Annotated in this window: 16 protein-coding genes; 15 read left to right on the top strand and 1 reads right to left on the bottom strand. The window is 60.2% G+C overall.

Going from position 1 to position 14,758, the window contains the following annotated elements:
- Positions 1-6: 6 nt before the first annotated feature.
- Positions 7-303 (bottom strand): DUF4164 domain-containing protein, encoded by a 297-nt coding sequence (locus tag ACP90_RS04780; protein ID WP_077291769.1) that lies wholly within the window; start codon positions 301-303, stop codon positions 7-9.
- Positions 304-739: 436 nt separating this feature from the next.
- On the opposite strand from ACP90_RS04780, the gene tkt reads away from it, so the two are divergent.
- The 15 genes from tkt to ACP90_RS04705 all read left to right on the top strand — a co-directional run bounded on the left by tkt (position 740) and on the right by ACP90_RS04705 (position 14,734).
- Positions 740-2,728, top strand: coding sequence for a transketolase (gene tkt / locus ACP90_RS04770; protein WP_062491363.1), 1,989 nt, complete (start codon positions 740-742; stop codon positions 2,726-2,728).
- A gap of 144 nt (positions 2,729-2,872) precedes the next feature.
- A complete protein-coding gene (gene gap, locus ACP90_RS04765; RefSeq protein ID WP_023003466.1) occupies positions 2,873-3,883 on the top strand; it encodes a type I glyceraldehyde-3-phosphate dehydrogenase in 1,011 nt (336 codons plus the stop codon).
- 163 nt (positions 3,884-4,046) lie between these two features.
- Positions 4,047-4,235 (top strand): hypothetical protein, encoded by a 189-nt coding sequence (locus tag ACP90_RS04760; RefSeq protein ID WP_023003469.1) that lies wholly within the window; start codon positions 4,047-4,049, stop codon positions 4,233-4,235.
- Between the two features lie 22 nt (positions 4,236-4,257).
- The gene (locus tag ACP90_RS28395; RefSeq protein ID WP_023003470.1) at positions 4,258-4,431 is read left to right on the top strand and encodes a hypothetical protein; all 174 of its coding nucleotides are present in this window, start codon (positions 4,258-4,260) and stop codon (positions 4,429-4,431) included.
- A 40-nt stretch (positions 4,432-4,471) separates the two neighbouring features.
- Positions 4,472-5,095, top strand: a complete 624-nt coding sequence (locus ACP90_RS04755) for a LysE family transporter (RefSeq protein WP_062487050.1) — start codon at positions 4,472-4,474, stop codon at positions 5,093-5,095.
- A 28-nt stretch (positions 5,096-5,123) separates the two neighbouring features.
- Entirely contained in the window at positions 5,124-6,317 is a 1,194-nt protein-coding gene (locus tag ACP90_RS04750) for a phosphoglycerate kinase (RefSeq protein ID WP_062487048.1), read from the top strand.
- A 24-nt stretch (positions 6,318-6,341) separates the two neighbouring features.
- Positions 6,342-6,710 (top strand): VOC family protein, encoded by a 369-nt coding sequence (locus ACP90_RS04745; RefSeq protein ID WP_062487045.1) that lies wholly within the window; start codon positions 6,342-6,344, stop codon positions 6,708-6,710.
- 234 nt (positions 6,711-6,944) lie between these two features.
- The gene (gene fba / locus ACP90_RS04740) at positions 6,945-8,012 is read left to right on the top strand and encodes a class II fructose-bisphosphate aldolase (protein ID WP_062487043.1); all 1,068 of its coding nucleotides are present in this window, start codon (positions 6,945-6,947) and stop codon (positions 8,010-8,012) included.
- Between the two features lie 116 nt (positions 8,013-8,128).
- Positions 8,129-8,770: a thiamine phosphate synthase gene (locus ACP90_RS04735; RefSeq protein ID WP_062487041.1), complete on the top strand. Its 642-nt coding sequence runs from the start codon at positions 8,129-8,131 to the stop codon at positions 8,768-8,770.
- A 92-nt stretch (positions 8,771-8,862) separates the two neighbouring features.
- Positions 8,863-9,945 (top strand): tetratricopeptide repeat protein, encoded by a 1,083-nt coding sequence (locus ACP90_RS04730; RefSeq protein WP_023003476.1) that lies wholly within the window; start codon positions 8,863-8,865, stop codon positions 9,943-9,945.
- Between the two features lie 245 nt (positions 9,946-10,190).
- Entirely contained in the window at positions 10,191-10,754 is a 564-nt protein-coding gene (gene efp / locus ACP90_RS04725; protein WP_006932138.1) for an elongation factor P, read from the top strand.
- A 73-nt stretch (positions 10,755-10,827) separates the two neighbouring features.
- Positions 10,828-11,634 carry an inositol monophosphatase family protein gene (locus ACP90_RS04720; protein ID WP_023003477.1) on the top strand — a complete coding sequence of 269 codons (807 nt, stop codon included), beginning with the start codon at positions 10,828-10,830 and terminating at the stop codon, positions 11,632-11,634.
- Between the two features lie 273 nt (positions 11,635-11,907).
- Complete coding sequence (locus tag ACP90_RS04715; protein ID WP_023003478.1) at positions 11,908-12,897, top strand: flagellar motor protein MotA; 990 nt, start codon at positions 11,908-11,910, stop codon at positions 12,895-12,897.
- Between the two features lie 3 nt (positions 12,898-12,900).
- Complete coding sequence (locus ACP90_RS04710) at positions 12,901-13,941, top strand: peptidoglycan -binding protein (RefSeq protein WP_023003479.1); 1,041 nt, start codon at positions 12,901-12,903, stop codon at positions 13,939-13,941.
- Positions 13,942-14,044: 103 nt separating this feature from the next.
- Positions 14,045-14,734, top strand: a complete 690-nt coding sequence (locus ACP90_RS04705; RefSeq protein WP_062487036.1) for a M50 family metallopeptidase — start codon at positions 14,045-14,047, stop codon at positions 14,732-14,734.
- The last annotated feature ends 24 nt before the right edge of the window (positions 14,735-14,758 follow it).

The following is a 14,758-nucleotide window of genomic DNA, read 5'->3' as shown; positions in this document are numbered from 1 at the left end:
ATGCGCCTAGCCTCCGTGCGCGTCGAGCACGCTGCGGATGGTTTCCATTGCCGAGACGAGCCGCCGGGAGACATCCCGGTTGGCCTCTTCCAGCCGGGAAGCCCGTGCTTCGCTTTCATCGAGTGAGGCTGCCAGTTGGGAACGGTCTTCGCCGAGCCGCTGCAGGTCGTCCTGCAGGGCATTAAGCGACCTGTCTGCATCAAGACGGCGCTGGACAGCCGCTTCGAGATTGCCGACGGCTTTGTCCAGCCGCTTTACCGCATCGGCCAGGCTGGTCTTTTCCATGCAGTCGACATCCGCCATTAATTACGTCGTCCCAATCGTTCTTCTGCGGCGGTCCGCCCATTCCTTCCTAGGTCAGACTGGAGATTTGGCACTTTCGACCCTAGAGTTGCTGCTCAAATTACGGGCATTTCAGAGAATGCGCGGCAAAGCACGTTTCACGGCGAAAAAGCAAATCTTTGTTAGAGCGTCGAGCTTAGGCACCGCAACTTCTCTCAGTCAATGCCACCATTGGCAGAATCCTCAACTCTATAACGCGTGGAAGAAAAAATTCTTCCCCGGCAATGCCCTCAAAAGACCCAAACCAGCTTTATTGACTCGGGTGCCGTTCCTGATATTTGTCTGGCGCCTGTTCGAGATTGACGAGTGTTAATTCTTGAGCAACGCACCTCAAAACAACCTTGCCGGGCTCTCTGCTTCGGCCAAGGGGGGCTCCAAAGCAAGCAACGGGACCACGATGACCGATCTTGATAAACACCAGCGCATGGCAAATGCGATCCGCTTTCTTGCCATCGATGCCGTGGAAAAGGCTAATTCCGGTCACCCCGGCCTGCCCATGGGCGCTGCGGATATCGCGACAGTTCTTTTTACCGAATTCCTGAAATTCGATCCGACATCCCCGAACTGGGCCGACCGCGACCGCTTCGTTCTGTCCGCCGGTCACGGCTCGATGCTGCTTTACAGCCTGCTGTATCTGCTGGGCTATGAAGACTTCTCCCTCGACGAGATCAAGAATTTCCGCCAGCTCGGCGCACGCACTGCCGGTCACCCGGAATACGGCCACGGCGCCGGTATCGAGACCACCACCGGCCCGCTCGGCCAGGGTCTCGGCAACGCGGTCGGCATGGCCATCGCCGAGCGCCTGCAGTCCACCCGCTACGGCGAGGATCTTGTCGATCACTACACCTATGTACTGGCCGGTGACGGCTGCCTCATGGAAGGCATCAGCCAGGAAGCCCTGTCGCTGGCAGGTCACCTGAAGCTCAACAAGCTGATCGTTATCTGGGACGACAACGGCATCTCCATCGACGGCAAGGTCGAAATCACCGATTCAACCGACCAGCAGGCCCGTTTTGCCGCCTCCGGCTGGAACACGCTCAGCGTCGACGGTCACGACCCGGTCGCCATTTCCGCAGCGATCCGCCAGGCACAGGCCAGCGACCGCCCGACCCTGATCGCCGCCAAGACCACCATCGGCTTCGGTGCACCTACCAAGGCCGGCACCGCGAAGGTTCACGGCTCGCCGCTTGGTGCAGACGAAATTTCCGGCACCCGTGCCGCGCTCAACTGGCCGCACGCGCCGTTTGAAGTTCCAAGCGACATTCTGGACGCCTGGCGCATTGCCGGCCTTCGCTCCGCACAGGCTCACAAGGACTGGCAGAAGCGCTTTGCCGAAGCTGACGCCGAGACCCGCGCCGAATTCGAGCGCCGCAATCGTGGCGACCTGCCGGCCGGCTTCACCCAGGCCGTTCTGGACTACAAGAAGAAGCTCGCCGACGAACAGCCGACCATGGCGACCCGCAAGGCTTCCGAAGCTGTTCTGGGCGTCATCAACGAAGTTGTTCCGGAAACCATTGGCGGCTCCGCCGACCTGACCGGTTCCAACAACACCAAGACGCCGCAAACCGCGCCGGTCACCCCGGACGATTTCTCCGGCCGTTACATCCATTACGGCATCCGTGAACACGGCATGGCGGCAGCCATGAACGGCATGGCTCTGCACGGCGGCCTGATCCCCTATTCCGGCGGCTTCCTGATCTTCTCCGATTACTGCCGTCCGTCGATCCGTCTCGCAGCCCTCATGGGCCAGCGGGTCATTCACGTCATGACCCATGATTCCATCGGTCTTGGCGAAGACGGTCCGACCCACCAGCCGGTGGAACATTTCGCCGCCCTGCGCGCGATCCCGAACCTGACCTTCTTCCGTCCGGCCGACATCACCGAGACACTAGAGTGCTGGCAGCTGTCGCTGGAAAACCGCGACGGACCGTCGGTCCTGGCACTGACCCGTCAGAACCTGCCGTCGCTGCGCAAGACCTACGAGGAAAACAACCTCTGCGCCAAGGGTGCCTATGTGCTGATCGACAGCGACGAAGACGCGGCCGTGACCATCTTCGCGACCGGTTCGGAAGTCGAAATCGCCGTCAACGCGCAAAAGGACCTGAGCACGGCCGGCATCGCCGTGCGCGTTGTCTCCGTTCCGTCGTACGAGCTTTTCGAAGCACAGTCAGACGACTACAAGGCCGCCGTCATCGGCAACAGCCCGGTCAAGATCGCCGTTGAAGCCGGCATCCGCATGGGCTGGGACCGCTTTATTGGTGCGGACGGTATCTTTGTGGGCATGACCGGCTTTGGCGCGAGCGCGCCATACAAGGAACTCTACGAGCATTTCGGCATCACGGCGGACGCCGTGGTTGCAGCCGCCAAGGCAAAGCTCAGCGTTTAACCGAAATCAATTCCCGGCACCAAGACTTCCTCCTATGGTGCCGGGCCTACGGGCACATCAAGTGCTTTTCAAGTGACCACACTATGTGGTTTTTAAATCGGTTTAGCCCCTTCTGAGGCACACCGAAGATTGCGGGAGTGGATTATGGTAACCAAGGTAGCAATCAATGGATTTGGACGCATCGGCCGCAACGTGCTGCGTGCGATCGTCGAATCCGGCCGCACCGACATTGAAGTCGTTGCGATCAACGATCTCGGCCCGGTCGAGACCAACGCGCATCTGCTGCGTTACGACAGCGTGCACGGCCGTTTCCCGGCAGAGGTCAAGGTCGATGGCGACACCATTTCCGTCGGTGGCGGCAAGCCGATCAAGGTGACCGCGATCCGCGACCCGAAAGAACTGCCCTGGGGCGAGCTTGGCGTTGAAGTCGCCATGGAATGCACCGGCATCTTCACCGCCAAGGAAAAGGCCTCCATGCACCTGGAAGCCGGCGCCAAGCGCGTTCTGGTCTCCGCCCCGGCCGACGGCGCCGACAAGACCATCGTCTACGGTGTCAACCACGATGCGCTGACAGCGAACGACCTGGTCGTATCCAACGCGTCCTGCACCACCAACTGCCTGTCCCCGGTCGCCTATGTGCTGAACGAAACCATCGGCATCGAAAAAGGTTTCATGACCACGATCCACTCGTACACCGGTGACCAGCCGACGCTGGACACCATGCACAAGGATCTCTACCGCGCCCGTGCTGCGGCCATGTCCATGATCCCGACCTCCACCGGCGCTGCAAAGGCCGTCGGCCTGGTACTGCCGGACCTGGCCGGCAAGATGGACGGTGTGGCCATTCGTGTCCCGACGCCGAACGTTTCCGTGGTCGACCTGAACTTCATCGCGAAGCGCGACACCACCGTTGAGGAAATCAACGAAGCCATCAAGGCAGCCGCAAACGGCAAGCTGAAGGGCGTGCTCGGCTACACCGAAGACAAGCTGGTTTCGATGGACTTCAACCATGACAGCCATTCCTCGGTCTTCCATTGCGACCAGACCAAGGTTATGGACGGCACTTTCGTGCGCATCCTGTCCTGGTACGACAACGAATGGGGCTTCTCCAACCGCATGGCCGACACGGCCGTGGCGATGGCAAAGCTCATCTGATCCCTGCCTTCGAAAGACGCCGGTTCATCCGGCGTCTTTTTTGTCGGTATGGATGTCTTTCCGGCAAAGCCGCAAAAAACTTTCTCGATTCAGGCATAGCCCCGGGGCAAAGGTCATGTAGACTGGAGCTGCAGACTTGCAGTTCAATCCTGGAGACGCCGTCATGACCGCTCTACTGGTCATTCTTGGGTCGTTGTTCGCGGTTGGTTGCCTTGTGGGTTTCGGGTTCTACTGGCTCGATATGAAGCGGGACAACGAACGGTTCCCTTCAGATCAGGACGATGAGCCTGATATGGGCAGCCTCAATACCGATGTCTTGCGAAAGCCGGATTCCCCGGCTGGAAATTCCTGAGTCCAATTGAAGGATCCTGGCCATGACCACGCTGACTTTTCTGATCGTATTTGTTGTCCTGATCGGCGTCGGCTTCTATTTCGTGGAACGGTCGAAGGAACGCTCCGCAAGAAACACCAAACGGTCCTGGCAGCCGGATGTTGATGGCCAAAAGTCCGAAACGATGGCCAACCTTCAATCACCGCCAGATCGATAACTCTCCCTGTTCGATCCTTATCCTTCCCGGAGTTCCCTGCTTGCTCGAACTGCTCACCGTCATTTCGCTGACCGTCGTGGTCGCAATCGTTCCCGGGCCCGACTTTGCCGTTGTCCTGCGCAATGCCCTCATCGGCGGACGGCTCGCCGGCATCATGACTGCGCTCGGCATCGCTCTGGCCCTCGGCGTACACGTCACTTACGCACTGGCGGGTATCGGCCTGATCGTTTCCCAGTCGATCCTGCTCTTCAACGCGCTGAAACTGATCGGCGCTGCCTACCTCGTTTTCCTGGGCGTCACCATGTACCGCACGGCATCTAAGGAGATGCCGGCCGACGGTGCCCTGTCCGGCATGTCGCCCTTCCGCGCGCTTCGCTGGGGCTTCTTCACCAACGTGACCAATCCGAAAGCCACCATGTTCGCCCTTTCGGTGTTTCTGCAGGTGACGTCTCTCGAAACGCCGCTCTGGACCCAGATCGGTTATGGCGTGATCATGGCGGGCGGCGTGTTCCTTTGGTTTGTTCTGGTGACCGTCTTCTTCACGCTTCCCGCCGTACGCCTCAAGTTCATGCGTGCCAAGCTCTGGATGGAACGGTCCTTCGGCATTCTCCTGACCTTGTTCGGCATCGGCATCGCCGTTTCCACCAACTCCAGCCGTCCTTGAAGACGGGCGATTTCCAACAGGTAAATCAATGGCTTTCAAAACTCTCGATGATCTGACTGACATTGCCGGCAAACGCGTTCTGGTCCGCGTCGACCTCAACGTACCGATGGATGGCGGCAAGGTTTCCGATACCACCCGTATCGAGCGGGTCCTGCCGACCATCCGCGAACTGTCCGACAAGAAGGCAAAGGTCATCCTGCTCGCCCATTTCGGCCGCCCGAAGGGCGCGCGCGTTGCCGACATGTCGCTCGGCCCGGTCGCCCTGGCGGTTGCCGGTCGGCTTGGCAGACCCGTGGTCTTTGCAGACGACTGCATCGGCCAGGCGGCAAAGGATGCTGTCGACGTCATGGTCGATGGCGATGTCCTGCTGCTCGAAAACACCCGCTTCCATGCCGGTGAAGAAAAGAACGACCCGGACTTCGCCAAGGCTCTGGCCGCCAATGGCGACATCTATGTCAACGACGCCTTTTCGGCGGCACACCGGGCCCACGGTTCCACCGAGGGCATTGCCCGGCTTCTGCCAGCCTATGCCGGCCGCACCATGCAGGCGGAACTTGAAGCCCTGGGCTCCGCGCTCGGCAATCCTGTTCGTCCGGTTCTCGCCGTTGTCGGCGGTGCGAAGGTTTCTTCCAAGATCGATCTGCTGGAAAACCTCGTTGCCAAGGTCGACATGCTTGTTATCGGCGGCGGCATGGCCAACACCTTCCTGGCCGCGCAAGGCACGGACGTCGGCAAGTCGCTGTGCGAACATGATCTGGCCGAAACCGCAAAACGCATCATGACCGCAGCCGACAAGGCCGGTTGTGAGATCGTCTTGCCTGCCGATGCCGTTGTTGCCAGGGAATTCAAGGCCGGCGCTGACAACGAAACCGTTTCGCTCGACGCCATCCCGGCGGACGGCATGATCCTCGATGTCGGCGCAGCATCCATCGAAACGGTGAAAACCAAGATCGACGCCGCCAAGACCCTGGTCTGGAATGGCCCCCTGGGCGCGTTCGAAATCGCCCCGTTCGACACCGCAACCGTTGCGGCTGCCAAGCATGCCGCTGCCAACACCAAGGCGGGCAAGCTGAACTCCGTGGCCGGTGGCGGCGACACCGTCGCAGCGCTCAACCACGCGGGAGCGGCTGACGATTTCTCCTATGTCTCCACAGCCGGCGGTGCCTTCCTGGAATGGCTGGAAGGCAAGGAACTGCCGGGGGTGAAGGCACTCGAAGCCTGACATCGAAGCGGGGTGAAATCTGTCATGCAACGCTGTTTCACCAACATTCTGACCGAGGAGGTCGCCGCAACGGCGGCCTTCTATCAGGACCTCCTGGGCCTGCAGCCGCAATTCGTGTCCGACTGGTTTGTAAACCTTGCCGATGCCGATAACCCGGCCCTCGAGCTGGGCATCCTGAAACAGACCAGCGAGATTGTCCCGGCACGTGCCCAGCGCGCCACCGCAGGAGTGATCCTGACCTTTGTCGTCGACGACTGTTCAACGGCATACGAGCGTGCCCTGACACTCGGTGTGAACGTGGTCGAGGCACCTCGCGAAATGCCCTATGGCCAGATGAGGATGATTGTCAGAGATCCGGCCGGAACATTTGTCGATATCAGTTCGCCGGTTTAAAACTCGCCGGGCGGTGGTGCCGACCGCCTCAATTTAATTCGATCCGCAAATTAAATCTGCCAACACGATTTCCGGCAGACCCTTGTATTTTAATTGATTTAAGCGAAGCCGGCCCTCTTTAAATGGCCACAAATCTTGTTAGAACCAGCGGGACTTGACGCACCGCAAAATAGGTGTCGTGATTTTTCGCGAACCTTGTCGGCTCATTGGAACCGGACCCTCTGGAGATTTTTGATGGCACGTATCACCCTCCGCCAGCTTCTTGATCATGCTGCTGAACACGACTACGGCGTTCCGGCGTTCAATATCAACAACATGGAGCAGGCACTGGCGATCATGGCTGCGGCGGACCAGACCGACGCCCCGGTTATCATCCAGGCCTCCCGCGGTGCCAGGTCCTATGCCCACGACGTGATGCTGAAGCACATGATGGACGCAGTCGTGGAAATCTATCCGCATATTCCGGTCTGCGTGCATCTGGACCACGGCAATGCTCCGCAAACCTGCATGACGGCCATCCAGGCCGGCTTCACCTCTGTGATGATGGACGGTTCCCTTGAAGCCGACGGCAAGACCCCGGCAAACTGGGACTACAACGTCGGCGTCACCAAGACCGTGACCGACATGTCCCATCTGGGCGGCATCTCCGTTGAGGGCGAACTCGGTGTTCTGGGGTCTCTTGAAACCGGCATGGGCGACAAGGAAGACGGCCACGGCGCGGAAGGCAAGCTCAGCCATGACCAGTTGCTGACCGACCCGGAAGAAGCCGTCAAGTTCGTGCAGGAAACCAAGGTCGACGCTCTTGCCATCGCCATGGGCACCAGCCACGGCGCCTACAAGTTCACCCGCAAGCCGGACGGCGAAATCCTTGCCATGCATGTGATCGAGGAAATTCACCGCCGCCTGCCGGAAACCCACCTTGTCATGCATGGGTCGTCTTCCGTGCCGCAGGACCTGCAGGACATCATCAACCAGTATGGTGGCCAGATGCCGCAGACCTGGGGTGTGCCGGTGGAAGAAATCCAGCGCGGCATCAAGAACGGTGTGCGCAAGGTCAACATCGACACCGACAACCGCATGGCGATGACCGGTCAGATCCGCAAGATCCTGAGCGAGAACCCGGGCGAGTTCGATCCGCGCAAATATCTGAAGCCTGCCCGCGATGCCATGCAGAAGCTGTGCATCGAGCGTCTGGAAGCCTTCAATACGGCCGGCCAGGCGTCCAAGATCAAGAAGATCGTTACTCTTGCCGACATGGCGAAACGCTATCAGACTGGCGACCTGGATCCGAAGATCGCCTGATTTTCGGCCGGACCGGCAGAGAAATTCTTTCACTTTATTGAAAGAGGGGCCTTGCGTCCCTCTTTCGCCGTCTTTAGGGACAAAATCCCGATCAGATATCAATCAGGACCGCACAAGTGAACCGTCCCCGCCTCTTTCTCGTGACGCCGCCGGAATTTGACACCGCTGACATGGCGGCAAAGCTCAAACAGGCCTTCACCGGTGGCGACATCGCTTGCGTGATGATCTACCGCCCTGGCGCCAGCACCAAGGATCTGCAAGCCGCTGCCAGCGAACTTGTTCCGATCATCCAGGAAGGCGGTGCGGCGGCCATCGTCTATCGCGATACCCAGGCAGCCGGCCGCAGCGGCGCCGACGGCGTCCACGTCGACACCTCGCTGGAAGACCTGAAGCTGGCCGTGGAAAGTTTCAAGCCTGATCGTATCGTCGGCACAGGCGGCACCAAGCTGAAACATGATTCCATGGAATGGGCCGAAACCGGGGTCGACTACATCTTCTTCGGCAAGCTGGACCTGCCTGAAAAGGCCGAGGCCCATGACAGAACCCTGTCCAGCGCCTCCTGGTGGGCAGAACTGTTCGAAACACCCTGCGTCGCACTTGCCGGCAACACGCTAGAAACTCTGGGAGACGTTGCCGCGACCGGAGCAGATTTTGTTGCCCTCAAGGATGCTGCCTGGCAACCGGACACGGATATTTCATCCGTGATTGCCGAAGCCAATCGTATTCTGGACGCCCATCCCTTTCCTGAAGTCGAATAGCGAGAGCTGGATGCATGCCGACACCTGAAACGAGCCTACGCCGGAAACTTCACGTCCCCTTTCTGCTTGCGGCAGGGTTGCTGGCAGCTGGAATGCTGTCATCCGTGTCGTTTTCTCCGGCCATTGCCCAGGACAACACCGGCACCAGCGAAACAACAGAGGCCGGTGACGCGGCGCCAGAGCCGGACGTACCAGTAGGCCCGGATGGCAAACCGTTACCGGTGCTGATCGACGTCACGACCAAGGACAAGACACTGCTGAGCATTGTCGACGCGGGTCCGCCGAAACTGGAAGAAGGCGAAGTCGCCAACGCTGATACCGCGTACACCGCTTTTCAACGCGGCTGGTTCCTGACCGCGCTCGGTCTTGCGACCCCTTTGGCGGAACAGGGCGACAAGGCCGCCCAGGCCCTGCTAGGCGTGCTGCACGAGGCCGGGCTCGGTATTCATCAGGACAAGGCCAAGGCTGCCGACTGGTACAGCCTGGCCGCCGCCAAGGGTGATACCGGCTCTGCCATGCAGCTGGCCCAGCTCTATCTGCTCGGCACCGGTGTCGAAGTCGACAAGAAGAAGGCAGCAGACCTGTTCGAAGAGGCTGCCAACGCGGGCAATGCGTCTGCGCTCTACAATCTCGCCCTGCTCTACGAGGAAGGCGAAGGCCGCCCCTTCGACGAAAAGAAATCGCGAGAACTTCTGGAAGAAGCCGCCCAGCTAAACGATCCGGAAGCGCAATACGCGCTTGGCCTCTCCTATCTGGAAGCCCAGACCGGGCTGAACGACCCCGGCCTTGGTGCGTTCTGGCTTGGCCGTGCAGCCCGCCGCGGACACACCTCCGCGCAGGTTTACTACGGCATTCTGCGGTTCCAGGGTAAGGGCGTCGATCCGAACGAGACGGAAGCCGCCGACTGGTTCGAACGGGCCGCCACATCCGGCAACCCAGTCGCGATGAACCGGCTGGCGCGGACCTATGCCTACGGCCGTGGTCGGGAACAGGATTTTGCCGCCGCAGCGGGCTGGCACCTGATTGCCCGCACCTTGGGTGTTTCCGATTTCTCGCTCGACCGGATTATCGAAAGTCTGGACGAAACCACAATGGATGAAGCGCGCAAGCTGGCCGAACAATATTCGGCCACATTGATGGCCCCGTCGGAGGAGCCCGGCAAGGAATCTCCGTAAACCTTGCGAGGAAGCGCGGAATCGTAAGGATGTTTGCCTTTTTTCCTTGAACTCCACCGGCTTTTGTGGTGGACAGGCGCGAGCAAATTTCAGGCGCATCGGCGGCCCGCCGGTCTCGCCCTGCTAAAGGTTCTGTTGAGTTTTGGAGTTTTGTCGTGGTTTGGGTGGAGTTTCCACCGGACGCGGCGGATTTCTAATGGTCAACAGACCCTAAGATCCAAACAAATCAAACAGTCGGTCGTTCCATGAAAATCAACGGAAACGAAATAAAGCCCGGTAACGTGCTTCAGCACCAGGACACGCTTTGGGCGGTTGTCAAAGTCCAACACGTCAAGCCAGGCAAAGGCGGTGCCTTCGCACAGGTTGAAATGAAAAACCTGCTCGATGGCCGCAAGCTCAACGAGCGTTTCCGCTCCGAAGACAAGGTCGAGCGCGTCCGTCTGGAGCAGAAAGACTTCCAGTATCTCTTCACCCAGGAAGACATGCTGATTTTCATGGACACCGAAACCTACGAGCAGCTGGAACTTCAGGCTGATTTCGTTGGCGACCGCGCCGCTTTCCTGCAGGACGGCATGATGGTGACCGTGGAACTGCATGAAGAGCGCCCGATCGGCATCACCCTGCCGCAGTTCGTGACCCTGGAAATCCGGGAAGCCGACGCGGTGGTGAAGGGTCAGACCCAGTCTTCGTCCTACAAGCCCGCACTCATGGAAAACGGCGTCCGCGTGATGGTACCTCCGTTCATCACCGCCGGCGAAAAGATCATCGTCGACACCGGTTCACTGGAATACGTCCGCCGCGCGGACTGATCTCCTCCCGGCAAGACTTCAAATTGGCGCGCCCGGATTTTGCCGGGCGGCGCCCAACAACAAGTGACAAACAATGGCCCGCACAGCTCTCCTCAACGTGATGGTTCAAGCCGCAACGAAAGCCGGACGTTCTCTGGTTCGCGATTTCGGTGAAGTTGAAAACCTTCAGGTGTCCCGCAAGGGACCCGGCGATTTCGTCTCGGCTGCAGACCGCCGCGCCGAGGACATTGTGCGCGCCGAACTGACCAAGGCCCGCCCGACCTTCGGGCTGGTCATGGAAGAAAGCGGTGAAGTTGAAGGAACCGACGGCCAGCATCGCTGGCATGTCGACCCGCTCGACGGCACCACCAACTTCCTGCACGGCATTCCGATCTTCGCCACCTCCATCGCACTGGAACGGGCTGGCGAGATCGTGGCCGGGGTCATCTACAATCCGGTGATGGATGAGCTCTATACCGCTGAACGCGGTCGCGGCGCCTTCCTGAACGACCGTCGCCTGCGGGTTGCCGGCCGCTCCGAATTGCATGAGATGGTGTTCGGCACCGGCCTGCCCTTCATCGGGTCGGGCGACCATGGCCGGACACTGCGCGAGCTGCGCTACATCATGCCGGAAGTCGCTGGCATCCGCCGCTGCGGCGCAGCTGCCCTCGATCTTGCCTGGACCGCGTCCGGCCGTCTCGACGGTTTCTGGGAGCGCAACCTGAACAGCTGGGACATTGCGGCCGGCCTCCTGATGGTGCGCGAAGCCGGTGGTTTCGTCACCGATCTTCAGGGCAAGAACAAGATGCTGGAAAGCGGCGATGTGGTTGTCGGCAACGAAGACGCCCACAAATACCTGCTTCAGCTCCTGAAAAAGGCGGCAACCCCGGCTCAGGGCTGATTGCCTCCAGCGCTTCCCGGTAGCACCGCGACGCGAACACCCTCATCTTCGAAAAGCGCATGACGCTGACCTGAAAGAGGTGCGGCGCAAACCGCCCACCCCGGGAGACGGGACCCACGGCCCGTCTCTTCATGAGAAGGCCTTTGGATAAACCCGGCGGTTTTCGGGCTTTCCAGACTTTATTCGGGTCTCTTCGGCAATTCGAGGTTTCCAAGCCGTTAAAAATCACGCTATCAATCAGTTACGTCCAATTCAGGTGATTGATAACGCAATATGGCCCGTGAATTTGACCCTTATAGCCTGTCCAGTCCGCGGGCCTATCTGACCTTCATGATCATCTTTCTGGTGATCGTTGCCTTCATCGCCTTCATCCTGTTCCCGCAGATTTCGACGGCCTTTATGAGCAACCCGGGTCTGAATGGCCTGATCGTGCTTGTCGGCGTGTTCGGTGTGCTGCTGCTCTTCGGCCGCGTGATCCGCCTGTTCCCGGAAATCTCCTGGGTCAACAGTTTCCGGATCGGCGACCCGGGCCTCGACACGCGTTCGCCGGTGCTGCTGGCGCCGATGGCTGCCCTGCTCGGCAACAAGTCCGGCGACATGGCCCTGACGCCAACCACCGCCCGCTCGATCCTCGATTCCATCGGAATGCGTCTTGAGGAAAGCCGCGAGATGTCGCGCTACCTCACAGGCCTCCTGGTGTTCCTCGGCCTGCTCGGTACGTTCTGGGGCCTGCTGCAGACCGTCAGCTCGGTCGGCGCAACCATTCAGTCGCTCGACGTCGGCTCGGGTGATGCCAACGTTATCTTCGAGGACCTGAAAGCAGGCCTGGAAGCGCCGCTCTCTGGCATGGGCACGGCCTTCTCGTCCTCGCTCTTCGGTCTGACCGGCTCGCTTGTGCTCGGCTTCCTGGATCTTCAGGCGGGACAGGCCCAGAACCGGTTCTACAACGAGCTTGAAGACTGGCTGTCCACGGTCACTGACATCGACCCGGAAGAAAGCCTGTTCAATGCCCCGGACTCACCTGGCGTCGAACAGATACAGGCCTCGATCTCCGCCCTGCAGAAAAGCGTTGAGGAAGGCGGCAGCAAGAATGCCAACCAGGCCATGGCCAATCTGGCCGAAGGCATTCAGGGCCTCGTCAAACACGTTCGCTCCGAACAGCAGATGATGCGCGACTGGGCCGAGGCCCAGGGCGAACAGCAAAAGCGCATCGAAGGGCTCCTGTCCTCGATCGCCGCCGCTTTCGACCGCGCGAAGGAGTAGACGATGGCCGGACTGGCAGGATTGCGCGCTCGCCGAAGGGCCCAGTCGACCGATTACTGGCCCGGCTTCGTTGATGCCATGGCGACACTGCTGCTCGTCATCATCTTCCTGCTGTCCATCTTCATGATCGCCCAGTTCTTCCTGTCGCAGCAGCTATCGGGCCGCGACACGGTGCTGAACCGGCTGAATGCCCAGATCAGCGAGCTGACGGAGCTTCTCGCCCTGGAGCGCGCCAATTCCGGGGAGCTGGAAGACACGATCCTCGGCCTGCAGGCCAGCCTTTCCGATGCACAGAGCGAACAGACCCGGCTGCTTGGCCTTCTGGAAAACAGTTCCGGTGCAGCCGATGCGGCCGGCGGACGCGCCACCCAGCTGGAAAACCTGCTCGACGACGAACGTCAGATCAGCCAGGACGCCCTTGCCCAAGTGGAGCTGCTCAATCAGCAGATCGCGGCACTACGCCGCCAGATAGCAGCCGCTAACGCTGCTCTTGAAGCTTCCGAGGCAAAGGAAGCCGACAGCCAGGCCAAGATCGCCAGCCTCGGCAAGAGGCTGAACGCCGCACTGGTTCAGCGCGTGCAGGAACTGTCGCGATACCGCTCGGACTTCTTCGGCCGCCTGCGCGAAATCCTGTCCCAGCGTTCCGACATCTCCGTCGTTGGCGACCGGTTCGTGTTCCAGTCCGAAGTGCTTTTCGACAGCGGTCAGGAAGACATCAATCCGGAAGGCCGGCAGGAGCTCGACAAGCTCGCAGACGCCATCCAGGAGCTCAGTGGTCAGATTCCGGACGAAATCAACTGGGTGCTGCGCGTAGACGGGCACACCGACGCCCGCCCTCTGTCGGGCACGGGGCGCCTTCGCAACAACTGGGAACTCTCCGCCGCCCGCGCCATTTCCGTGGTCCGCTACCTGATCGAACGCGGCGTCGACCCCAAGCGGCTTGTCGCAGCCGGGTTCGGCGAATTCCAGCCGCTGGAAGAAGGCGAAACACCGGACGCCCTGGCCAAGAACCGCCGGATCGAACTGAAACTGACGGAACGCTGAGCCTGACGTCAGCTCAACGGATCCTGAGGAATGCACGCGTGATGTCGGGCGAACCGGGCCTGCCGGCTTGACTTTTCCGCCCTCAGACGGGTTTTTCAATTTCATGCAGATCCTCAAAGGCCATTGGCAGCTCATTCTGATCACGGCGGTCATGTTCCTCTTCTGGAACACGATCTTTGTTGTGCCCCTGAAGATCCTGATCGTCTATCTCCATGAATTGTCCCACGCGCTGGCGGCCATCCTGACCGGTGGTTCCGTGGAGGAGATCTCTCTCTCGCCGTGGCAGGGTGGACATGCGATCACACGCGGTGGCAGCCGGTTCCTGACGTTGACGGCCGGGTATCTCGGCTCGCTCGCCATCGGCATGGCACTCTTGATGATTGCCCTGAAAACAAATGCGGACCGCATCGTGCTGGGCCTGCTCGGCGCCTTCACCTTGCTGGTCGCGCTGCTCTATATCCGCGATCTCTTTGCCCTCGCCTTCTGCATCGGCACCGGCGTGGCCATGCTGGCGGCAGCGAGGTATCTCAGTGTCACGGTCAACGACCTGATCCTGCGCGTCATCGGCCTGACCAGCATCCTCTACGTGCCTTTCGACATTTTCGACGACACCATCCGTCGCTCAGGTGCCCGTTCCGATGCCTACATGCTGGCGGAAGAGTTTGGTGGCCCCACGATTTTCTGGGGAGCTCTCTGGCTGCTGGCAAGCCTCGCCATCATTTACCTGTGCCTCAGACACGGCCTCGGGAAGAGCAGCAACGTCGATTTCGGAAAGCGCGTTCAAAAGGGCTAGCGATTGCCGCTTGACCTGACCGAC

Source organism: Labrenzia sp. CP4 (genome assembly GCF_001579905.1).
In the GTDB taxonomy this organism is placed as follows: domain Bacteria; phylum Pseudomonadota; class Alphaproteobacteria; order Rhizobiales; family Stappiaceae; genus Roseibium; species Roseibium algicola.
The sequence above is the reverse complement of the archived record's forward strand: the minus strand, read 5'-3'. Positions and strand labels throughout refer to the sequence as shown.